The sequence below is a fragment of the Litoreibacter janthinus genome (assembly GCF_900111945.1).
GTDB classification, from domain to species: Bacteria; Pseudomonadota; Alphaproteobacteria; order Rhodobacterales; family Rhodobacteraceae; genus Litoreibacter; species Litoreibacter janthinus.
The window spans coordinates 2,372,937-2,393,258 of the sequence record NZ_FOYO01000001.1 but is presented as its reverse complement, the minus strand read 5'-3'; the positions used below and the strand labels follow the sequence as shown (position 1 = coordinate 2,393,258).

Genomic DNA, 20,322 nt, shown 5'->3' with positions numbered 1-20,322 from the left:
GCGTAATGTGGTTCAACTGGTGCCTTACAGGCCATAGAGCCCGCTAAACTTAGCGTCGAGATAGTCCAGCAATGGCTTCTCTGACGGTTCAAACCCGCAGGCATGTGTGATCGTGGCGCGCGGTTCGCGAAGGCCGCCAAATTGCTGCAAGTTCTCACGCAGCCAGCCCGTCGCGGCAGTGGTATCCCCGCGTGACAGATCGCTATCCAGCGCCGGAACGGCTTCGCGCAGGGACTGGTAAAGACATCCTGCATAGACATTGCCCAGCGAATAAGTCGGGAAGTATCCGAACAAGCCGAACGACCAATGTACGTCCTGCAGAACCCCATTGGAGGGCTTGTCCACAGCCACGCCAAAATCAGCCTCGAACCGCGCATTCCAAGCGTCTTCAAGGTCAGCGACCTCCAACTCGCCAGAAATCAACTGACGTTCAAGATCGAAGCGCAACATGACATGTAAGTTGTAATGTACCTCGTCCGCCTCGGTGCGGATATAGCCAGAACCGACACGGTTCACGATGGCGTAAAACGCGTCCTCATCAGGCACCCCAAAATTACCAAACTGGTCCCGCATTTGCCCGTAGAGCCAGCCAGTGAACGCGCGCGAGCGGCCAAACTGGTTCTCATAAATGCGCGACTGGCTTTCATGGACGCCCATCGACACCCCGGCCCCAAGCGGGGTCAATGCGTAGTCAGCGCGGATCCCTTGTTCGTAGCAGGCGTGGCCCACCTCATGAATGGTGGAATAGAAGCAATTGAACGGGTCGCGTTCACTGGTCCGCGTGGTGATCCGAACATCCGTGCCGGAGCCACTAGAGAACGGGTGAACCGCCTTGTCGATCCGGCCGCGCGTCAGATCGTAACCAAAGACTTGCGCAAGTTTGGATGACAGAGCCATCTGCCCTGCCTCGTCAAACGAATGGTCAAGCGGTAGGGGTGCCTCTGCCGCCAACACCCGGGCGCGAAGGTCCACCAGCCGCGGGCGCATGTTGTTGAACAGGGTTTGAAGCTCCGCCCCCTTCATTCCGGGCTCATAGTCATCCAGTAGCGCGTCGTAAAGATCGCCGCCCTCTGCAAGACATGCCGCCTCTTGGCGCTTGAGGTCGATCATTCGCGTCAGCGTCGGTGCAAACGCCGCAAAGTCATCATTGGCCCGTGCCTTAGCCCAGATGCCCTGCCCTGCAGAGGTCTGGCGTGCGATATCAGTGGCCAGTTTCTCCGGCAGTTTGGTGTTGCGCGCATAAGACCGCTTCAGATGCCGCAAGATTGCTTCGCCCGTTTCGTCCGGCGCCTGTGCCTTTGCCAGCCAGTCGCCCACGCGGCTATTCGTGCGTCGCGCGTGCAGCACTGTCTCCAGCGCCGCCATCTCTTCACTGCGCAATTCCGCCGCGCCCTCTGGCATCATGGTTTCTTGGTCCCAGCCAGTGCGACCTGCAACAGACCCCAAAGCCTGAGTGGTCCGCTCATGGGCCATTAACTCTTCATATGCCGACATGTCTTCAAGTCCTTACAGATTGGGCGGGTGGATAAATGCTCAGGAAGCGCGCGCGCAGGATCAGACAGATCAACACAACAGCCCCGAATTGGTGGATGATCGCCAGATGCCACGGGGCGGCGTAGAGCACGGTGCCGATGCCCAGCACCACCTGCCCGAACATCATCACGGCGACCCAATCGAAGGCTTGTTTTACTGCTCGATTGGCCGCGCCTCGCGACTGCCACCACACGAACATGCCGAACAGAAACAAAATATAGCCCAAGGTGCGGTGATTGAACTGCACCAGCGCCTCGCTTTCGAAGAAGTTCCGCCAAAGGGGGCTGTATTCGAACGCGAGCTCGGGGAAGACATCGCCGGCCATGAGTGGCCAGTCCGTATACGTGCGCCCCGCATCAATGCCCGCAACCAAGGCTCCGACGACAACCTGAAAAAACGCCAGTGCGATCAGCCAAGTGGTGAGTTTGGACAGCCACAGGTTACCCGAACGGCGGGCTTGGATCAGGTCTGCTTCACGGCGCCCCAAGGCGTAAACATACCACGCGATCAACCCAAGGATGATAAACGCCAGGCCCAAATGGGTGGCCAAACGGTAGGACGCTACGTCCAGCATCTGGCCGGTAAGACCTGATGACACCATCCACCACCCGATAGCCCCTTGCAGGCCACCAAGCACGCCAATGCCGACAAGGCGGCCGGTCCAGCCCGTGGGGATTTGCTTGCGGAACAGGAACCAGAAGAAGCCAGCCGCCCAAACAAGACCGATCACACGGCCCAGCTGACGATGCCCCCATTCCCACCAATAGATGGTCTTGAATTCCGTTAGGCTCATGCCCTTGTTTTGCAGCTGGTACTCGGGAATGGCGCGATACTTTTCCAGTTCGACTTCCCAAGCGGCTTCCGACATAGGGGGCAGCGCTCCTGTCACCGGTTTCCATTCGGTGATGGAGAGGCCGCTGTCGGTCAGTCGCGTCAATCCACCCACAGCGATCATCACGACCACCAGCGCGAACAAAACCATCAACCATGCACGAATACCACGACGGTTTCCACGGCTTGCAGCCCGGTCAATTGCACCGGGTTGAGCGCTTGGTTTCTCGGCTGTTTGGACCTCTTCAAAGATACTGCGTTTGCCTGCCATATCATGCCTCGCTTGTTTGAAGGTAACCTAGGACGACCGTCCTTGCCCGACAAGTCAATCGCCGCGCTCTTTCCACCGTACAAACTGTCGCAGCATCCCGTGGAAGGTCTGAATATCCGCCTGCGTCATGGGCAAGCGCGACAGCATGTTGCGCAGATTCAAACGCATCGAGTCTGCTTTGTGGTCGGGAAAGAAAAACCCTGCATCGTCAAGGCGCTGCGAGAAATGCTCGAACAACTTCTCGACCTCGACTTGAGACGCAAAGTCGGTCCCCGCCAGTTCAACCACTTCCGGGGCATCCTCGCCGGTTTGCCTCCGCCACTCGTAGGCAACCAGCAAAACGCATTGGGCGAGGTTCAATGATGCGAACCCAGGATTGACCGGAACCGACACAATCGCGTTGGCCTGAGAGATGTCAACGTTCTCTAGCCCCGCCCGCTCTGGCCCGAACATGATCCCAACCCGCTTGCCCGCTGCAGTCATCGCGCGGGCATGTTCCATCGCGCGCTCCGGCGTCATAACGGGTTTGGTCAAATCACGCGACCGCGCTGTGGTGGCAAACACATAGTCCATTTCCGCCAAGGCATCGGCAGTGCTGTCGTAGACCTGTACATGGTCCAGAACCCGCGACGCGCCGGATGAGGTCGCCACCGCAGCCGGGTTTGGCCAACCATCGCGCGGGGTCACAAGCCGCATGCGCTCCAGTCCGAAATTCCACATTGCCCGCGCCGCAGAACCGATGTTCTCGCCCATCTGTGGCGCGATCAGAACAACTGTAGGTTGTGGTCCGCCCCAAGGGGCTTGTGAATTGTGGTCGGTGCCGGACATGGAGCCTCGTGTGACGTGTTGGGTGAAGGTGGGTTTAGGGCGGCGCGCTTCGCCCCGCAACACCCTTGTGAGCGTCTTCGCGCCCCGCTATGACGGGCAAAACAACGGGAAGAGCACCATGGCCCAAGATCACACCGCCCAAGACGGGCCGGAAACCCCACAAGTCTATCTGATCACACCGCCCGAGTTTGAGCTATCGAGCTTTCCGGCCAAGCTAGCCCGCGTGCTGGATGATGTCGAAATTGCCTGCATCCGCTTGAGCCTTGCCACCAAAGACGAAGAAAAGATCGCCCGTGCAGCTGACCTCATCCGTGAGGAAGCCCACGCGCGCGACATTCCATTGGTCATCGAAAGCCATTTCCTCCTTGTTGAAAAGCTAGGTCTCGACGGCGTACATCTGCTCGATGGAGCGCGGTCCATTCGGTATGTGCGCAAGGAGATTGGGGCCGAGGCCGTGATTGGCGCATTTTGCGGCCCGTCCCGCCACGACGGCATGACCGCTGGTGAAAACGGAGCGGATTATATCTCGCTTGGCCCTATCGGCGAAACCACCCTTGGCGATGGTCAGGTTGCCGAGACCGAAGCCTTCGAATGGTGGTCCAAGATGATCGAGCTGCCCATCGTCGCAGAAGGTGCTGTGACCGTAGACGGTGTGGAACGGTTGGCCCCCTACACCGACTTTTTCGCAGTTGGTGAGGAGATTTGGGGCAGTGATGATCCGAGCGCTACTTTGAAAGCATTGCTTGCGCCACTGGGCTGAGTTTCAAACCCGACCGGATGATCTTTTCGCACGCGAAGGCGAGGTCTTTGCGGCTTTCAAACTCTGACACTTTCAAGGGGCCGTGATATGTCACGGTCACTTGCCCCTGCGGCGCGGCTGACAGGGTTTGTAGAAGGTGCGGCGCGAAGTCCATATCACCCCACCACCCGTATAGACGGGGGTCGGATCCATTTGGCGCCTGATATGAAAGCGTCACAGGCTGGATATAGAGTTCATTCTTGAGTTCTGGCGTGAAGAACGCTGCAAAAAGTGTTGATTTGAATGGTAAAATTCTAATTCCGTCAGAGCTGGTTCCTTCCGGAAAAAACAGCAACTTATGGCCGGCCAAAAGCCGTTGCTCGAATAGCTTTTTCTGTTCACGGGCCTGACGCGGATCGCGGTCAATGAAAACAGTTCCCGTGGATCGTGCTAGCCACCCTATTCCAGGCCATTTAGACACTTCGGATTTCGATACGAAATATACGCGCTTGCGGGCGTTCAGCGCGAAAATATCAAGCCAACTTGCATGGTTCGAGACGACAGCGCCCCGCTGCTGCATCGGCTGCCCTTCAGATCGGAATCTCACCCCGAGGCAGATAAACGCCGCGCGGCAGACGAAGCGTGTAATATGCGGCGTCCAAGGGCGATGAAAGCCGTGGATGGGTCGTTCGACAAGCCGAACCAACAGCAACACTGCCAGCCCCCCAAACACCAAGATTGCCAAAGGAACCCCGCGCAGACCTACGCGCAGCCAAGCCATTGGTCCCATCTTGCGATGCGGGGGGGCAACGTTGCTGTCCCAAGTGCTGCTCATTGTTTATCTTTCTGGCTACCGCGCTTGCGAGCATAGATGTCACGATGCTTTTGCGACATACGCGCCGCATCCATCACCAAGCAAACGTCTATGGTATTGAACTCTCGGTCGATAAAGGCTCCATCCCCAACAACTCCGCCAAGCCGAAGATAGGCTTTGATCAACGCCGGTGTGTCTTTCATAGCCTTGGGGCGGTCAATTTCATCTGGGTCGACCAGATTCATGCGCTGATAGACCTTCGCGCGCGGCCGTAGTTCTGGTGGCGCCAGATGCGCGTGATGAAGGTAGGACAGGGATTGCGCTACTTTGCCGACGTCCGTGCCGTGAAATGACGCCACCCCAAAAAGGATTTCGATCCGATGCTCCGCCACATAATCCGACAGCGCTTGCCACAGATGAAACATCGCCGCCCCTCCACGGTAGTCGCGATGCAGACAGGACCGACCCAATTCTAACAGCCTTCGGCCGCTCGTCCTGAGCGGGCTGATGTCGTATTCGCCTTCACTGTAGAATGGCATTGCGTCTGGCAAAGCTTCACACCGCATCAACCGGTAGGCCCCCACGACCTGCCCCGCGCCCTCGGGCCGAGCATTGTCGATAAGCATCAGATGATCGAAATGGGGATCAAAGGCATCACGCTCCAGCTTGGCCGCGTGATCAACGCCTGCACCAGCGCCGCCCAACTCCTCAACAAACACGGTATACCGCAGGTGTTGGAGCGCGAGAAGATCGGTTTCACTTCGCGCCAGACGCGTTTCAAACTGAGGGGGGGCTTGGGTCATGAGCGGGTACGCTTGGAGCAGTTAACACGACGAAATACGCGGATGACGCCGCCCGCGCAATGATCGTGGCCACCCTCTTCAGGTGTCAAACTGACGTGCCAGAGCAACATTCGCGCTTTCCAAAGTCATTTTGCCCATATTCTCAAAATTAACCGTAATTTTACCGTTTATGTTGGATTGAACTTGTCCAAGCCCCCATTCGGGCTCGTGCGGGTTTCGCACCAGCATTCCGGGTTCTAACAAGGAGTTCATATTGTCCGACAAAGCTCGCTCCGACATCGTTGACACAGTTAAGCAGACTGAAGACCTAAAAGACACCGCATCCTTGCTGGCGTCTCGGATCTGCCATGACCTCATTAGCCCAATCGGCGCGATCAGCAACGGGATGGAGCTCTTAATGATGTCCGGCCTGCCCCCGTCACCGGAGCTGGCGCTGATCGAAGAGAGCATTGCGAATGCGAATGCGCGAGTCCGGTTGTTTCGGCTGGCGTTCGGGTCCGCAAATGCGAGCCAGCGCATGGCACGCAGCGACGTGCTGAAGCTGCTGAGGGATTGTTACGGATCAAGCCGCACCCAAGTTCTCTGGGAACCGACAGCCGACGTGAGCAGGATCGAAGCCAAAATAGCACTCTTGGCAGTGATGTGTCTGGAGGTCGCGCTTCCGGCTGGGGGCAAGATCGTTCTGCGTTGTGATCGCTCGAATTGGCAATTGCAGGCCTATGGCGAAAAAATCCGTTTCGATCCAGAAGCTTGGAGTTTATTGATGCCAACCACGCCCGTACCGACAGACATTCCGGCCTCTCAGGTCCAGTTCCTGCTGTTGCGAGATGCGTTGGCCAAGCTTGGCGAAACGGCACTGGCCGGACATTCGGACAGCGCGGTATCTTTGCGATATGATATCTAAAGCGTTTTAAGGCCCGCGCGGAAACGGCGCATATTGGCCTGATAGCCCAAGGCAGAGTTGATCAAACCCTGTTGAGCCGTTTTGTCCAACACGCGCACCACTTTTCCAGGTGCCCCCATGACCAACGAGCCATCGGGAATAACCTTGCCTTCGGTGACCAGCGCCCCTGCCCCGATCAAACAGCCCTTGCCGATTTGCGCTCCGTTTAGAACTGTGGCCCCCATCCCGATCAAGGAGCCTTCTCCAATCGTGCAGCCATGCAGCATCGCCTTATGCCCGATTGTGCAGTTCGCGCCTATCACCAACGGGAACCCCATGTCAGTGTGTAAAACGCAGTTCTCTTGGATGTTCGAGCCGCGCCCGACTGTGATGCACTCGTTATCCCCGCGCAGTGTTGAACCGAACCAGACGGATGCGGCTTCCTCAATGACAATATCGCCAATCAGGTTCGCGTCTGGTGCAATCCAGAAATCTTCACCTTCGGGCAGCTGTGGTGATTTATCGTCTAGCGCGTAGAGTGTCATTGTCGTGCCTCATACTCATCGTTCAACTGGCGGACCAAGGTCATCAATCCGGGCTGTCGCGACCGCTTGAGCCGTTCTGCAGTCAGAATCGCACGCAACTGATGCTCTGCCTCGTCAATGTCGTGATTGATCAAGCAGTAGTCATATTCGGCCCAGTGGCTGATCTCGTCGCGGCTTTTTTGCATGCGGGCGGCGATGACCTCGTCGCTGTCTTGTGCACGCGAGCGAAGCCGCTTCTCAAGCTCGACGATTGAGGGTGGGAGAATGAAGATCGACACGACATCCTCGGCCAGACCAGAGTTGCGCACCTGCTGACCACCCTGCCAATCGATGTCAAAGATAACATCGCGCCCTTGGCTGATCGCAGCCTCAACCGGTCCTTTTGGGGACCCATACAGGTTGTCGAACACTTCGGCATGCTCAAGCATCTCCCCATCAGCGACCATCTGCCGGAACTCATCATGGGAGCGGAAAAAATACTCTCGTCCATCCTTTTCGCCATCTCGTGGCGAACGGGTGGTGGCGGATACGGAAAAGGACAACGTGTCATCCCATTTCATCAGCCGCCCCGCCAAGGTAGACTTCCCCGCACCGGACGGAGACGAAAGGATAATCAGAATTCCGCGACGCGCTGTCATGGCTACTCCACGTTTTGAACTTGTTCACGCATCTGGTCGATCAGCGCTTTGAGGTCAAGCCCGACGCGTGTCAGCTCGGGCGCGCCGGATTTGGAACACAGGGTATTCGCCTCCCGGTTAAACTCTTGCATCAGGAAATCGAGTTTGCGCCCGACGGGTGCGTCACTTTCCAACAGTGCTTCGGCCGCGGCGACGTGTGCCGACAGACGATCAATTTCTTCGGAGACGTCAGCCTTCACAGCCAACAACGCCAATTCCTGGGCGACACGGTCGCGATCAGCCCCGTCGGTATTGTCCATCACACGGGCGAGATTAACTTTCAAAGTCGCAGCAACATGGTCTTTGCGCGCTTCCGCGAGCAGAGCGGCCTCAGCCGTGAGGCCTGCAATTTCGGCCAGTTGCTGGCGCAACACGCGCTCCAGCGCCGCCCCCTCGGACGCCCGCATAGCTGCAAATCCTGTGATGGCGGCATCGAAGCTTTGCAATATTTCGGCGTCTGGTAGTTTGGTGCTTTCAACATCGTTGCGCATCACTCCGCGCAGCGCCAGATAATCGGTTGCGGTGGACTCGGTCAGCTTTAGCCCCTTGTTCTTTGCCATAGTCCGCACACGAATGGCCGACAAGATGTAGCTCTCCAAGATGTGCTCATCGAGTTGAATGGCGCTCGCACTGCCTTCGACCTCTAGCCGCAGGGTCGCGCTGATATTGCCACGCGCGAAAGCTTTGGCGAGTTTACTGCGGATCACCTGCTCTTGTGGCATAAGGCGTTCCGGCAGGCGCAAGCGGATATCGAGCCCCTTGGCATTGACCCCGCGCATCTCCAGCACCCATGACATTTGGTCAGCATGGCCAGTTTCGGAAGCGAAGGCGGTCATTGATCGGATCATAGCAAGTTAACCTATTAACACTTTAGAAACCCACAAAGGGCAACATCCGTGCCATATTAAGACAACAGTAAGCATTGGCACTGTTGGGGTAACAAAACCGGAGTTCGATCACAACGCGTTCTGGCACACCAACACTTAAAAGAAATCGACGCGCCGTGGCTCGGGGGGGCCGCGCTTGGGGAAAAAGATGACACAGAACCACAATTCAAGTTCACGCAGCGCCGAGGTCGTTACCTTGTGGCAGCATCAAACCAAACGCGATGTTTCAGCGCTCAGCGAAATGCGGGGCTATTGGGAAAGCCTGAGAAGCGGGCGTTTGGTGCCACTGCGGTCCGAGATTGACCCGCGAGAGATTTCGGGCGCATTGGAATACGGTTTCATTCTGGAACGCCTGCAGCCCGGTGCTGTCCGCTTCCGGCTCGCGGGGATGCACTTGTGCGACCTGATGGGCATGGAGGTGCGTGGCATGCCTTTGCGTTCGTTCATCTCTCCAACAAGTCGCGCGCGGTTCTCTGCCACGTTAGAGCGGGTTTTCACCCAGCCGGAGATTCAAGAGTACACCTTGATCTCTGACGACACCAACGGCGCCCAACTGAAAGCGAGGCTCCTTGTTTTGCCTCTGAAAAGTGATGGCGGTAAAGTGGATCGAGCGATTGGATGCCTGACAACTGAAGGTGTCGTCGGTCTTGCGCCTCGCCGTTTTCGTGTTTTGGAAACGCGGGTGACGAGTTTAATCAACGGAACGCACACCTCTAGCATCGCACCTTCGGAAGAACTGGATCGACTTGCCCCGCGCGTGGCTGGATTTGCGGAGCAACAGGAGACGTTCAAGCCAGCCCCCCTGCCCGACGCGGAGCGCACGACGGGCAAGCCACATCTCCGGCTTGTTGTGACGGACACCCCCTAAACGAAATAAGCCGGGCAATTACGCCCGGCTTAATTGTTGTGATCGTGGTGACTTTAAACCGCCGCGCGGCTTTTTTCTTCGCGAAGTGCTGACAGCTCTTCAGACACCAAGAAGGCCAGTTCCAAAGACTGGGAGGCGTTCAGGCGTGGATCGCATGCTGTGTGGTACCTATCCGACAGGTCTTCATCTGTGACTGCACGGACACCGCCGGTGCATTCGGTCACATCTTTGCCGGTCATCTCGAAATGAACGCCGCCTGGAATGGTGCTTTCCGATGCGTGGATTTCAAAGAACTCACGAACTTCACGCAGCACGGATTCGAACGGGCGCGTTTTGTAGCCCGTGGACGACTTGATCGTGTTGCCGTGCATTGGATCACAGGTCCAAACGACGTTGGCCCCTTCTTCCTTCACGGTTTTGATAAGGCGCGGTAGATGCTCACCCACATTGCCCGCACCGAAACGTGCGATCAGGGTCAGCCGGCCGGCCTCGTTCTCTGGGTTCAGTTTGTTCATCAGCACTTTGAGATCATCAGCCGTCGTTGTCGGGCCGCACTTCAAACCGATCGGGTTTTGAACGCCACGCGCGAATTCGACATGCGCACCATCAGGCTGACGGGTGCGGTCACCGATCCAAATCATATGACCGGAGCCTGCAACCGGCAGACCAGAGGTGCTGTCGATCCGGCACAAGGCCTCTTCATACTCAAGCAACAATGCTTCATGCGAAACGTAGAAGTCGACCGATTGCAGTGTATGCGCGGTCTCCTGCGTTACGCCTGCGGCTTTCATGAAGTCCAAGGCCGCAGAAATGTTGTTCGCCATCTCGCGATACTTGGCAGCCTTTTCGCCTTCGGTGAAACCAAGGGTCCACGCATGAACCTGATGCACATCGGCGTAGCCACCCGTCGAGAACGCGCGCAGCAGGTTCAGCGAAGCCGCGGCCTGCGTGTAGGCTTGCAGCATCTTGGAGGGGTTCGGAATGCGGGCTTCAGACGTGAAGTCCAGCTCGTTGATAATGTCGCCGCGGTAGCTTGGAAGCTCTACGCCATCCTTTACCTCGGTCGGGGCCGAACGTGGTTTGGCGAATTGCCCTGCCATGCGGCCGACTTTGACCACCGGCACCTTTGCGCCATAAGTCAAGACCATCGCCATTTGCAGCATCACTTTGAACGTGTCGCGGATCGTGTCGGCTGAGAACTCGGCAAAGCTCTCGGCGCAATCGCCGCCTTGCAACAAGAACGCCTCGCCGCGCGAAACCGCGGCCAAAGAGGCTTTCAACTTGCGCGCTTCGCCAGCAAAGACCAACGGTGGATACTTGGCAAGTTGCGCCTCGACTGCCCCGAGGGCGTCTGCGTCTAGATAGTCAGGCATCTGCACGCGTGGTTTGTTGCGCCAGTCCGACTTCTTCCATGCCTGTGCCATGGTCTCATGCTCCATATATGATAGCGGTATCAATCTTAGGCCTCGTGTATAACCTCACACTCAAGGGCTTGCCAATGTCGAAAACTCAGCTAAGGCTTGGGTTTCGGTTGCGACATGCACTTAGTCGCTTTCCGCCCTCCGAAATGTGTCAATTGGATTGGGAGGTCCGCTGTTTGGCTCACTCTGATACTTCGAGCACTACGTCGGTCATTCCGACCAAAAAGCGGCGCTATGTCTTCGTTTTGATGGAGAACTTTACGATGCTGAGCTTTGCCGGCGCGGTTGACGCGTTGCGCATTGCAAACCGTATGGTGCCGGATACTTACGAATGGATTCTGGCGGGCGAAGGTGGAACGACCATTTCTTGCTCTTCCGGCATTAGCTACCAGCTCGACATGGATCTTGATGACGTTCAACGCGATGACACTATTATTTTATGCGGCGGGACACATGTTCAGGAAGCTACAACCAAGCGCCTTTTGAATTGGCTTCGACGCGAGGCGCGTCGCGGGGTGGTTATCGGGGCGCTGTGCACTGCGTCCTACGTTCTAGCACGGGCCGGACTTTTGGATGGCAAGCGCGCGACTATCCACTGGGAAAACCAAGACAGTTTCATCGAGGAATTCGAGGATGTCGAACTGACCAAGTCGGTGTTTGTCGTGGACGGAAACCGGATGACAACGGCGGGAGGCACATCATCGATTGACTTGATGCTCAAGATTATTGCGTCAGATTTGGGTGAAGATGTGGCCAACATGGTGGCCGATCAGCAGATTTACTCTTCCATTCGGACCGACCAAGACCAACAGCGCCTGTCGATCCCGACGCGTATCGGTGTCCGGCATCCGAAACTAAGCCGTGTCATTCAGATGATGGAAGTCAATGTCGAGGACCCTATCAGCCCGTCGCTGTTGGCAAAAGAGGTCGGAATGTCGACGCGTCAATTGGAGAGACTGTTCCGGCGCTATCTGAATCGATCCCCCAAGCGCTACTACATGGAAATCCGTTTACAGAAGGCCCGCAACTTGCTGATGCAAACAGACATGAGCGTCATCAACGTGGCGCTGGCCTGTGGGTTCGCATCACCGTCGCATTTCTCAAAATGCTATCGTGCGCACTACGACACCACGCCTTACCGCGAACGTGGCAGCCACGCGACGCGAACGCTTAGTTAGCTTTCCTAAGAGCCAATACAGCGTTCATTCCGCCAAATGCGAACGCATTGGACACCGCGACGTCAACCTTGGCGTCGCGCGCTTCATTTGGAACGACATCAAGCTCGCATTCGGGATCCGGCTCGTCATAGTTGATCGTCGGTGCAACAACGCCCTCTCGCAGGGCCATAATGCACGCTAGCAATTCAATTGCCCCGGTTCCGCCGATGACATGACCGTGCATGGATTTGGTCGAAGACATCATCAGCTTGTCAGCATGTGCGCCAAACACATCAGCGACCGCCGCGCATTCAGTTTTGTCGTTGGCCGCCGTGCCCGTGCCATGTGCGTTGATATAGGCCACATCGGACGGCGAAAGCTTGGCGTCCTTCAAAGCCCCTGAAATCGCGCGCGCAGCGCCCTGCTTGGACGGCATAACAATGTCCACGGCGTCTGATGACATCGCGAAGCCGACCACTTCGGCCAAAATGTCTGCACCACGGGCTTTGGCGTGCTCGTATTCCTCGAAGACGAAGATTGCAGCGCCCTCGCCCTGCACCATGCCGTTGCGATTGGCCGAGAACGGGCGGCATGCGTCCTTTGACATCACGCGCAGCCCCTCCCATGCTTTGACACCGCCAAAGCACAGCATGGATTCAGAGCCGCCCGTCACCATGGCCTTGGTCATACCGGAGCGCACGAATTGAAACGCCAACCCCATCGCGTGATTTGAAGAGGCGCAGGCAGTTGCGACGGTAAATGAAGGACCTTTGAGATTGTATTCCATCGACAAATGGGCCGCCGCCGCGTTGTTCATGAGCTTTGGGACAACAAAGGGATGAACCCTGTTCTTGCCCTCCTCATACACTGCACGATAATTCTCGTCTTGAGTGTTCATTCCACCACCAGCCGTGCCCAAGACCACCCCGGCTTCAGCTGCTAGTTGACCCGTAAAAACTAGTCCCGACTGGGCCAAGGCTTCGCGCGCGGCCAAAAGCGAAAACTGTGTGTAGCGGTCATAGAGCGCTATCTGCTGGCGATTGAATTCGGCGTTCGGGTCATAGTTTTTCACCTGTCCGCCGATCCGGATCGACAGGCGGTCGATATCGCGAATGTCCAGCTCTTCGATCCCGCAACGCCCCGCTTTGAAGGCGTCAAGAGTCTGCGCCACGTCAAATCCAAGGGCGTTAATTGTCCCCTGTCCAGTGATCACGACCCTAAGCATATCCGACTAGCCCTTCTGCTCCGACACAAGGCCTTCGACGGCTCCGATGATGGAGGCCACGCTTGAAATATCGAACTCACTCGACGTCGGATCATTCGCGTTAAAGGGAACGGAAATATCAAACGCCTCTTCAATTGCGAAGATGCTTTCGACCAGTCCAAGGCTGTCGATGCCCAAGTCCTCTAGCGTGGAGTCCAGCTTGACGTCGTCCACTTCCAGCACGGCTTGCTCTGCAATGATGGCGATCACCTGATCTTTGACGCTTTCGGCCATACGACTACCCCAGTCTTTATCGCGTTGCCGGAGATTTAAGCATTCGGGCCGCCTATTGCTACAATCTATTTGTCTTGTTTCAAAGACTTCATGAATCGTGGCAGACGGCGAAGGGATTTTTGCATCTCGATATGGGACTCCATTTTCACTGCCGGATAGCCAAGCAACACGCGACCTGCAGGCGCATTGGTGAAGATCTTAGAGGCCCCGCCCGCGATCACATCGTCACCGACAAAGATGTTGTCGTTCACACCGCATTGCCCCGCCATCACGACGCGATTGCCGATGCGAGACGAGCCCGCAACGCCGACTTGACCACAGAGCAGACAATCGTCCCCGATTTGGACGTTGTGTCCAATATGAACGAGGTTATCGAGCTTTGTTCCGTTGCCGATGGAGGTATCGCGAATGGTGCCGCGGTCGATCGCGCTGTTGGCACCGATCTCGACATCATTGCCAATGCGAACGCCGCCCAGCGAGTGGATGCGTGTCCAGCTTTGCTGTGCCGCTTCGCCCTGATCACCGAGGGACTGGCGCACATTTTCGACGCCGCTTTTCTCTGGGGTCACAAAGGAAAACCCGTCCGAGCCGATGACACACCCCGGCTGTGCGATGAAATTATCGCCGATCTGAACTCGCGCCCCGATGCGAACACCTTGTAAAATCAATGCATTGTCACCCAAAGCTGATCCTTCAGCGATGGAGACATGGGATGCAATCCGTGCGCACGTCCCGATCTTCACATCACGGCCGACTACCACGAATGGACCAATGGCGCATCCTTCACCGATGCTTGCAGTAGGGTGAACAATCGCCGTCGGGTGAATCCCAAGCTCAATATCGGGACCAGGGTCCATGAGGGTCGTCAGACCGGACATCGCATAACGCGGGCGCGGCACGAAGATAGCCGCTTTCAACCCGAGCGACTTCCAGTCGGCGCCTTGCCACAAGATCGCAGCTCGCGCGCGGCCTTCGGAAAGCCCGTCGCCGTATTTGGGGTCCATCGCCAGTGCCAGTTGATCCGGCTTTGCTGTTGAAGGCTCTGACGCGCCGGTCACGCGCAAATCACCGTCACCTTCGAGAGTCGCCCCAAGTGCGGTCGCAATCTGGGTCAGGGTGAAGTCCGTCATGGTATGCTCCGCAAAAGAAAAGGCACGCTGCGGTTCGCCCGCAACGTGCCTGCTGAACCTGTTCGAAGAGGTTTAGCTTGCAACCGAGCGTAGTGAAACCCCGGCACGGCTGAGGCCCGCAAAAATCCGCGCGTCGCGGTTATAAACGTCATCGCGATAGTGTGCGCGGCCCTTCGCATCCACCCATGCCGTATAATAGACGATATGGACGGGCAGCGGCTCTCGCAGGTCAACGCGGCGCTCCTGCTTGGTGCGCAATACGCCTTGGAAGAACCCTTCGGGATCCTTTTCCTGGTTTGCCAGAAGCGCATAGGCGAAATCAAACGGCTTGTGCACTCTGACGCAACCATGGCTAAAGGCGCGCGATTCACGGCCGAACAGCGATTTCGACGGCGTATCATGCAAGTAGATATTGTACTTGTTCGGGAACATGAACTTCACCAAGCCCAAAGCGTTCCCCTTGGACGGAGGCTGCTTCATCGAATACGGGAAATTCCGCTCATTGTACTGGGCGAAGTTGATGTTCGCGCGGTTTACCGGCCTACCGTTCGACCCAATGATCTGCAACTGACCGGCAGCACCCTTGTTCCGTTTGAGCAGCGGCAAATACTCTTTGGTCACGATCGAGCGCGGAACATACCAGCTCGGGTTAATGACCATAAATTCCATCGTGTCGGAAAATTCCGGCGTGCGGCGGTCGCTGGTGTTCTTGCCGACCACGACCCGCGAACGGAAAGTGGATTTGCCATTGTTCATGATGTCGACGTGGAAGTCTGGGATATTGACCCAGACGTGCTTTTTTTCGGTTGGGCGGGAGTTCCAGCGCTGGCGCTCCATTGCGACCAGCACCTGCTGTAGCCGTTCCTGAACATCCGTGTTAATTTGCGCGATGGTCGACGCTCCGGCCACACCATCTGGCGCCAAGCCATGGTTGACCTGAAACTGCTGCACAGCAGATTGGATCGCGGCATCATAGGTTTGCGATGCTGATTTACGCATATACCCCATGCGGATCATGCGATTACGCAATTGCACTACAGCCCCGCCCGACTGGCCGGGCTTCAGGGATTTTGCTTGAATCTTTTCGCCCCAACCGCCTTTACCCAAAAGCTTTTCAAGGTTCATTTTCTCTTTCTGAAGGCGGACATATTCCGCTTTCCGCGGGGCCATTTTCTTCAGAAATGCTGCAGGGTTCGATTTAGAGAACGCGTCAATTGTAGAGGCGCGGTCGTAGCGCGGGACGTCCATGACCAACGAGCTGTCAACGCTTCGCGGGTTCAGAACGCCAGAGCGCATGTGGTCGGCATAATCCAGAAAGCGTTGCGCGGCCTGCACTTCGACACGGCCCTGATCGCTTGGCGTTCTTGCTGCCTTCATTGCGGCCTTCAAGCCGTCAGCATCGTAGGCTTTCGTTGGCAACCCATGATCGCCAGAAGAAGCCAACGCCTTCAGCAAAGCGCCACGCCGGCGACCGTCCCCATTGCCCACGAAGACAGGCTTATAGTTCCGTTCGCGATAGAACGCGCTCAGTGCTTCGTCACGCGCTGCCGCCTCTGCTATCGATTGCTTGAGCGCTGTGACCGCCGCATTTGCCTGCCCTGCCCCAAAATTTGGCAGCACGAAGCTGGCCGCACCGGCGGCCATCATTTTAAGCGTCAAACGACGGGTGGGCGATCGGGTCATAGCAGCATACCTCAAACTCAACTGAACAATTGCGTCAGCATACATTTCACCGCTGGCGGAGAGTCCATTCACTTTCCTAAAGAAACCACGCCTTTTTTTCGCCACGTTGCGATTAGGTCACCGTTCACACACAGCATATAGCGTTTGGAGTTTGATCCAGCTCAAGGTGAAATGCGCAAAATTTCGCCTATTTTCACCTTATTAACGCCTCTCTTTCAGAGTGTACTTGGTAATAGAATCAAGTTGTGGCATAGCATCCCCATCTGGGGATCAAAAAAGACGAAGGCCGTGGCAGCGGTCTATTGAATACGGGACAGGCATCATACCATGAGCGATAATAAATCCGCATTGATCACGCGGCGCGCACTCTTGGGCGCTTTTGCAGCAACCACCCTCACAGCGGCCCCTGTGTACTCCAAAGCATTCGGATTTCTGAAAGGTGCCGGCGACGTCCGCCGCATCAAAATGTATTCTGGCCGCACCGGCGAAAAGATCGATATGATCTACTGGATCGAAGGCGAATACATCAAAGAGTCCCTGAAAGAAGTAAACTTTTTCATGCGTGACTGGCGTCAGGATTCTTCGATCCAGATGGACACTCGCACAATCGACATCATGACTGCCGCGCACAACCTGATGGGTGTGAATGAGCCCTACATGCTGTTGTCCGGCTATCGTTCGCCAAAAACAAACGCGATGCTCCGGTCGCGCTCGCGCGGCGTTGCTAAGAATTCGCTCCATATGAAGGGTCAAGCTGCCGATCTTCGCCTTTCCTCACGCTCTGTTGGCCAGATTTCGCGCGCGGCGTCCTCCTGCTCGGCGGGTGGAGTGGGGAGATATTCCAGCTCGAACTTCGTTCACATGGATTGCGGCCCTATCCGGACTTGGGGCCGATAAGACACACGTATCTAAAACGAATTTATCGAAGCCGCCCCTGTTTTTGGGCGGTTTTTTTGTGCTGTCATGTGTTCACGAGTAGGTCATGGCATTCTGTAAGGCTCTTGTAAGGCAATCGATCCAAGACACGATCAATCTCAGTCAAAATAGGATCGGAGTTAAGAGAATGCGTCTATTTGGATTGGCCACTGGCCTAGCCCTAGCATTGGCAATGCCTGTCAGTGCGCTCACTCTTCCCAGCGATGGCAACCTCAAGTTTGATGTGGTGCGTAAGGGCAAAGATATCGGAGACCACAGCTACCAATTCTCCGGCAACCAGAATGCGTTTACTGTAAAGGTGTCGACTGACGTCGTGGTCAAAGCGCCATTGATCCGCACAACGGCCTACAGTTTCAAACATGACAGCCTCGAACAGTGGAAAGGCGGCAAGTTGCAAAAGCTGAACTCCGCCACCAACGACGATGGCAAACCTCAAAAGTTGAGCACTTCAGGCAAGGGCGCGTTGCCCGCCAGTCTTTGGAATGACGATATCGTCAAAACAGGCAAACTCATGAATACAATCGACGGGACGATAATGAGTGTTCGCGTGGCCGACTTGGGAACAGAGCGTGTCACTACAAAAAAAAGGCAATGTGACTGCGCATCATTACCACCTCTCCGGCGGCTTGGAACGCGATTTATGGTATGATAACAATGGCAATCTTGCGCGCGTCGCGTTCAAGGCTGAGGATGGGTCAACCGTGACGTACATCCGCAAATAGGGCATACCGTCGGATGCGGATATTATACGTAGAGGATAATGAAAGACTGGCGCTCAACACGAGTGCCAGTTTGCAGGATGCAGGGTTTGTCGTCGATACGGTCCACACGGCCGAGGATGCGCTTCACGCGATCAAGAGCTTCGACTATGACGCAACAGTGCTGGACCTTGGCCTGCCGGACCGTGATGGGCTGAGCGTGTTGCCAGACCTCAAAAGTGCGGCACCGCAAACCCCTGTTATCATCTGCACCGCACGTGACGCGCTGGATGACCGGATTAAGGGCCTGAATACTGGTTCGGACGATTACCTGATCAAGCCTTTCGCAGTGTCAGAACTGGTCGCTCGCATCAACGCGCTTCTGCGACGCCAAGGTGGCGCACTTGGTATTCGGCTGTTCTTGGGCAACATCACGTTCGAGACAACGGACCGTACAGTGAGCATAAACGGCGACGCACGCCGGTTCACAAAGCGAGAACTGGCCCTGCTCGAATTGCTTTTACGTCGCGCAGAGCGGGTCGTGTCCAAAGACGCCATCGAAAACGCGCTCTACAGCTTTGATGAACCGCCAACGCCGAATGCAATCGAAGTTCTGACCCATCGCCTGCGCAAGAAGCTCATCGACATGGGGGCGACAGTCGCGATCCATAACTTGCGTGGAATTGGGTATGTCCTACAGGCCTTACCGGAATGAATGTGATCACCTCCGTTTTCGGGAACAAACGGTCGCTACGCCGCGGCTTGATTGTCAATGTCATCATCGCGCTACTGTTGTGCCTGCTTATTGCTGGCATCATCTTGGTCAAAGAATTCTACGAGCATCTGGAAGAGAATTTAGACGCTGCATTGCTGAACGAGGCGACAGAGGTCATTGGGCAAATCGACCCAGATGCCGCGTTCTACGGCCTAAACCCGGACGCGCTCCGATTTCAGGGCGTTAACGGAGCCTACCGGTATACAGTTTTCGACGGTTCAGGTGCCGTTGTCGTCGGCGGCGAAACCTCGGAGGCAATTCAGGCGCAGATCGTCACCATTGCGCTTGGTCAACCAATGCGCATCAGCCTTCCGGGGGTTCGGGTTGGCATTGGCTTGAAGGCAAAGGTGAAGGAACGTGACGTTTACGTACTGGTGTCGACCTACCCTCAAGGTGAAGACGCAACCGCCATTCAGGAAATCATTCATGAGATTGAGGAAGAGCTCGGCTGGGTCGTCTTAGGCGTGATCATTGTTCTAGCCTCGGCCTTGCTCGCGACGCAGCGGGCCCTGATCCCCATCCAGAACCTGTCAGATCAAGCTGAACGGATTGGCCCCGCAGCGGCAAATCAGCGGCTCAAAACAGATCAGGTTCCAACTGAGATCGCTCCGCTTATCAAATCGGTGAACGCTGCATTCGACCGGCTGGAAGACGGATATCAAGCTCAACGGGATTTCGCGTCCAACGTCGCACATGAGATTCGCACCCCAATTGCTGTATTGCGCTCAAGCGTTGAACGCATCTCGGACCCCACCATAAAGGCAACACTGGAACAAGACGTGCTGCGCCTTGACCAGATGTTCGGACAGTTAATTAATTTGGCGCGCGCTGACGCCGCCATCAAATCCAGTTTCTCGGAGGTTGATTTGCACGACATCGCCGTGGACGTGGCAAGTGACGCAGTGCAGGCTGCCCTTGGTCAGGGTCGAAGCCTTTCAGTCACAGGGACCGCCCAAGCGACGGTTAAGGGACATTCCGGGCTGCTCACTGTCGCGCTTTCCAATCTTGTCAGCAATGCACTGGCCTACGCCCCCGTAGGATCCGAGATAGAAATTGAAGTTCTAGCCAATCCAGCCGGTTTTCGCGTTCTTGACCGAGGCCCCGGTGTTCCTGATGACCTCAAGCCGTTACTGTTTGAACGGTTTAACCGTGGGGCGCAAACCAACACGAATTCCACTGGCTCGGGCATTGGACTCGCCATCGTTAAGTCCGTTGCGAAATCGCATGGTGCTGTTGTAGACATCGCAGATCGCGAGGGCGGCGGCAGTGCCTTTTCTTTTAGCTTTGATGGCTAAGCTAGCCTCGTGACTGAATTTTCTGATATCGGTCCGGTTTTGTAAGTCTG

21 protein-coding genes and 1 pseudogene are annotated in these 20,322 nt (G+C 56.3%); 8 read left to right on the top strand and 14 right to left on the bottom strand.

The features are described 5' to 3' along the window. Positions 1-24 precede the first annotated feature (24 nt). The 3 genes from BM352_RS12010 to BM352_RS12000 are packed head-to-tail and all read right to left on the bottom strand — an operon-like array spanning position 25 to position 3,463. Entirely contained in the window at positions 25-1,494 is a 1,470-nt protein-coding gene (locus BM352_RS12010) for a carboxypeptidase M32 (protein WP_090217095.1), read from the bottom strand. A 4-nt stretch (positions 1,495-1,498) separates the two neighbouring features. Further along, on the bottom strand, positions 1,499-2,635 hold the full coding sequence (gene ctaA / locus BM352_RS12005; protein ID WP_090217093.1) for a heme A synthase: 1,137 nt from the start codon (positions 2,633-2,635) through the stop codon (positions 1,499-1,501). 54 nt (positions 2,636-2,689) lie between these two features. Further along, positions 2,690-3,463, bottom strand: coding sequence for an RNA methyltransferase (locus BM352_RS12000; RefSeq protein WP_090217091.1), 774 nt, complete (start codon positions 3,461-3,463; stop codon positions 2,690-2,692). Positions 3,464-3,581: 118 nt separating this feature from the next. Here BM352_RS12000 and BM352_RS11995 point away from each other — a divergent pair, with 118 nt between their 5' ends. Continuing rightward, positions 3,582-4,223 (top strand): thiamine phosphate synthase, encoded by a 642-nt coding sequence (locus BM352_RS11995; protein ID WP_090220221.1) that lies wholly within the window; start codon positions 3,582-3,584, stop codon positions 4,221-4,223. Here the strand turns inward: BM352_RS11995 and olsA are convergent. The 3 genes from olsA to BM352_RS11980 form a co-directional block, all read right to left on the bottom strand. Then, on the bottom strand, positions 4,189-5,037 hold the full coding sequence (gene olsA / locus BM352_RS11990) for a lyso-ornithine lipid O-acyltransferase (protein ID WP_090217089.1): 849 nt from the start codon (positions 5,035-5,037) through the stop codon (positions 4,189-4,191). The two genes, BM352_RS11995 and olsA, sit on opposite strands and share 35 nt — an antisense overlap. Beyond that, complete coding sequence (gene olsB / locus BM352_RS11985) at positions 5,034-5,819, bottom strand: L-ornithine N(alpha)-acyltransferase (protein WP_090217086.1); 786 nt, start codon at positions 5,817-5,819, stop codon at positions 5,034-5,036. Before olsB ends, olsA begins: the two co-directional genes overlap by 4 nt. Positions 5,820-5,897: 78 nt before the next feature. Continuing rightward, positions 5,898-6,071 carry a DUF3553 domain-containing protein gene (locus BM352_RS11980; protein WP_090217084.1) on the bottom strand — a complete coding sequence of 58 codons (174 nt, stop codon included), beginning with the start codon at positions 6,069-6,071 and terminating at the stop codon, positions 5,898-5,900. Between the two features lies 1 nt (position 6,072). Here BM352_RS11980 and BM352_RS11975 point away from each other — a divergent pair, with 1 nt between their 5' ends. After that, entirely contained in the window at positions 6,073-6,723 is a 651-nt protein-coding gene (locus BM352_RS11975; protein WP_090217081.1) for a histidine phosphotransferase family protein, read from the top strand. Here the strand turns inward: BM352_RS11975 and BM352_RS11970 are convergent. From BM352_RS11970 to BM352_RS11960, 3 genes are read right to left on the bottom strand one after another with little or no spacing between them, the layout of a single operon-like run. Continuing rightward, positions 6,720-7,247, bottom strand: coding sequence for a gamma carbonic anhydrase family protein (locus tag BM352_RS11970; protein ID WP_090217079.1), 528 nt, complete (start codon positions 7,245-7,247; stop codon positions 6,720-6,722). The genes BM352_RS11975 and BM352_RS11970 overlap by 4 nt on opposite strands. Next, positions 7,244-7,885 (bottom strand): guanylate kinase, encoded by a 642-nt coding sequence (gene gmk, locus BM352_RS11965; RefSeq protein WP_090217077.1) that lies wholly within the window; start codon positions 7,883-7,885, stop codon positions 7,244-7,246. The genes BM352_RS11970 and gmk overlap by 4 nt, the downstream gene beginning before the upstream one ends. 2 nt (positions 7,886-7,887) lie before the next feature. Further along, positions 7,888-8,760 (bottom strand): YicC/YloC family endoribonuclease, encoded by an 873-nt coding sequence (locus BM352_RS11960; RefSeq protein ID WP_245780982.1) that lies wholly within the window; start codon positions 8,758-8,760, stop codon positions 7,888-7,890. A gap of 199 nt (positions 8,761-8,959) precedes the next feature. On the opposite strand from BM352_RS11960, the gene BM352_RS11955 reads away from it, so the two are divergent. After that, a complete protein-coding gene (locus tag BM352_RS11955) occupies positions 8,960-9,679 on the top strand; it encodes a PAS domain-containing protein (RefSeq protein ID WP_090217072.1) in 720 nt (239 codons plus the stop codon). A 53-nt stretch (positions 9,680-9,732) separates the two neighbouring features. On the opposite strand, the gene BM352_RS11950 is transcribed toward BM352_RS11955, so the two are convergent. Beyond that, positions 9,733-11,103: a class II 3-deoxy-7-phosphoheptulonate synthase gene (locus BM352_RS11950; RefSeq protein WP_090217070.1), complete on the bottom strand. Its 1,371-nt coding sequence runs from the start codon at positions 11,101-11,103 to the stop codon at positions 9,733-9,735. Between the two features lie 173 nt (positions 11,104-11,276). Between BM352_RS11950 and BM352_RS11945 the strand changes: the two genes are divergently transcribed. Further along, the gene (locus BM352_RS11945) at positions 11,277-12,278 is read left to right on the top strand and encodes a GlxA family transcriptional regulator (protein ID WP_245780981.1); all 1,002 of its coding nucleotides are present in this window, start codon (positions 11,277-11,279) and stop codon (positions 12,276-12,278) included. On the opposite strand, the gene BM352_RS11940 is transcribed toward BM352_RS11945, so the two are convergent. The 4 genes from BM352_RS11940 to BM352_RS11925 all read right to left on the bottom strand — a co-directional run bounded on the left by BM352_RS11940 (position 12,271) and on the right by BM352_RS11925 (position 16,568). Continuing rightward, positions 12,271-13,482 carry a beta-ketoacyl-[acyl-carrier-protein] synthase family protein gene (locus tag BM352_RS11940; protein WP_090217068.1) on the bottom strand — a complete coding sequence of 404 codons (1,212 nt, stop codon included), beginning with the start codon at positions 13,480-13,482 and terminating at the stop codon, positions 12,271-12,273. The two genes, BM352_RS11945 and BM352_RS11940, sit on opposite strands and share 8 nt — an antisense overlap. 6 nt (positions 13,483-13,488) lie before the next feature. Then, positions 13,489-13,755, bottom strand: a complete 267-nt coding sequence (locus tag BM352_RS11935; RefSeq protein ID WP_090217066.1) for an acyl carrier protein — start codon at positions 13,753-13,755, stop codon at positions 13,489-13,491. A 65-nt stretch (positions 13,756-13,820) separates the two neighbouring features. Next, positions 13,821-14,885 carry a UDP-3-O-(3-hydroxymyristoyl)glucosamine N-acyltransferase gene (locus tag BM352_RS11930; protein ID WP_090217062.1) on the bottom strand — a complete coding sequence of 355 codons (1,065 nt, stop codon included), beginning with the start codon at positions 14,883-14,885 and terminating at the stop codon, positions 13,821-13,823. Positions 14,886-14,957: 72 nt separating this feature from the next. Next, positions 14,958-16,568: a L,D-transpeptidase family protein gene (locus tag BM352_RS11925; protein ID WP_090220213.1), complete on the bottom strand. Its 1,611-nt coding sequence runs from the start codon at positions 16,566-16,568 to the stop codon at positions 14,958-14,960. A gap of 327 nt (positions 16,569-16,895) precedes the next feature. Between BM352_RS11925 and mepK the strand changes: the two genes are divergently transcribed. The 4 genes and pseudogenes from mepK to BM352_RS11905 all read left to right on the top strand — a co-directional run bounded on the left by mepK (position 16,896) and on the right by BM352_RS11905 (position 20,272). Beyond that, entirely contained in the window at positions 16,896-17,465 is a 570-nt protein-coding gene (gene mepK, locus BM352_RS11920; RefSeq protein ID WP_090217060.1) for a peptidoglycan L,D-endopeptidase MepK, read from the top strand. Positions 17,466-17,550: 85 nt separating this feature from the next. After that, positions 17,551-18,226: pseudogene (locus BM352_RS11915) on the top strand (DUF6134 family protein). Positions 18,227-18,239: 13 nt separating this feature from the next. After that, positions 18,240-18,917 (top strand): response regulator, encoded by a 678-nt coding sequence (locus BM352_RS11910; protein WP_090217056.1) that lies wholly within the window; start codon positions 18,240-18,242, stop codon positions 18,915-18,917. Further along, positions 18,914-20,272, top strand: coding sequence for an ATP-binding protein (locus tag BM352_RS11905; RefSeq protein WP_090217054.1), 1,359 nt, complete (start codon positions 18,914-18,916; stop codon positions 20,270-20,272). The genes BM352_RS11910 and BM352_RS11905 overlap by 4 nt, the downstream gene beginning before the upstream one ends. The last annotated feature ends 50 nt before the right edge of the window (positions 20,273-20,322 follow it).

Excerpts from the sequence above, each read along its gene's own strand:
- olsB (WP_090217086.1), bottom strand. The coding sequence starts at position 5,819 with ATGACCCAAGCCCCCCCTCAGTTTGAAACGCGTCTGGCGCGAAGTGAA.
- BM352_RS11940 (WP_090217068.1), bottom strand. The coding sequence starts at position 13,482 with ATGCTTAGGGTCGTGATCACTGGACAGGGGACAATTAACGCCCTTGGA.
- BM352_RS11925 (WP_090220213.1), bottom strand. The coding sequence starts at position 16,568 with ATGACCCGATCGCCCACCCGTCGTTTGACGCTTAAAATGATGGCCGCC.
- BM352_RS11960 (WP_245780982.1), bottom strand. The coding sequence starts at position 8,760 with ATGACCGCCTTCGCTTCCGAAACTGGCCATGCTGACCAAATGTCATGG.
- BM352_RS11950 (WP_090217070.1), bottom strand. The coding sequence starts at position 11,103 with ATGGCACAGGCATGGAAGAAGTCGGACTGGCGCAACAAACCACGCGTG.
- BM352_RS11995 (WP_090220221.1), top strand. The coding sequence starts at position 3,582 with ATGGCCCAAGATCACACCGCCCAAGACGGGCCGGAAACCCCACAAGTC.
- olsA (WP_090217089.1), bottom strand. The coding sequence starts at position 5,037 with ATGAGCAGCACTTGGGACAGCAACGTTGCCCCCCCGCATCGCAAGATG.
- BM352_RS11905 (WP_090217054.1), top strand. The coding sequence starts at position 18,914 with ATGAATGTGATCACCTCCGTTTTCGGGAACAAACGGTCGCTACGCCGC.
- gmk (WP_090217077.1), bottom strand. The coding sequence starts at position 7,885 with ATGACAGCGCGTCGCGGAATTCTGATTATCCTTTCGTCTCCGTCCGGT.
- mepK (WP_090217060.1), top strand. The coding sequence starts at position 16,896 with ATGAGCGATAATAAATCCGCATTGATCACGCGGCGCGCACTCTTGGGC.
- BM352_RS11955 (WP_090217072.1), top strand. The coding sequence starts at position 8,960 with ATGACACAGAACCACAATTCAAGTTCACGCAGCGCCGAGGTCGTTACC.
- BM352_RS11970 (WP_090217079.1), bottom strand. The coding sequence starts at position 7,247 with ATGACACTCTACGCGCTAGACGATAAATCACCACAGCTGCCCGAAGGT.
- BM352_RS11935 (WP_090217066.1), bottom strand. The coding sequence starts at position 13,755 with ATGGCCGAAAGCGTCAAAGATCAGGTGATCGCCATCATTGCAGAGCAA.
- BM352_RS12010 (WP_090217095.1), bottom strand. The coding sequence starts at position 1,494 with ATGTCGGCATATGAAGAGTTAATGGCCCATGAGCGGACCACTCAGGCT.
- BM352_RS11930 (WP_090217062.1), bottom strand. The coding sequence starts at position 14,885 with ATGACGGACTTCACCCTGACCCAGATTGCGACCGCACTTGGGGCGACT.
- BM352_RS11980 (WP_090217084.1), bottom strand. The coding sequence starts at position 6,071 with ATGAACTCCTTGTTAGAACCCGGAATGCTGGTGCGAAACCCGCACGAG.
- ctaA (WP_090217093.1), bottom strand. The coding sequence starts at position 2,635 with ATGGCAGGCAAACGCAGTATCTTTGAAGAGGTCCAAACAGCCGAGAAA.
- BM352_RS11910 (WP_090217056.1), top strand. The coding sequence starts at position 18,240 with ATGCGGATATTATACGTAGAGGATAATGAAAGACTGGCGCTCAACACG.
- BM352_RS12000 (WP_090217091.1), bottom strand. The coding sequence starts at position 3,463 with ATGTCCGGCACCGACCACAATTCACAAGCCCCTTGGGGCGGACCACAA.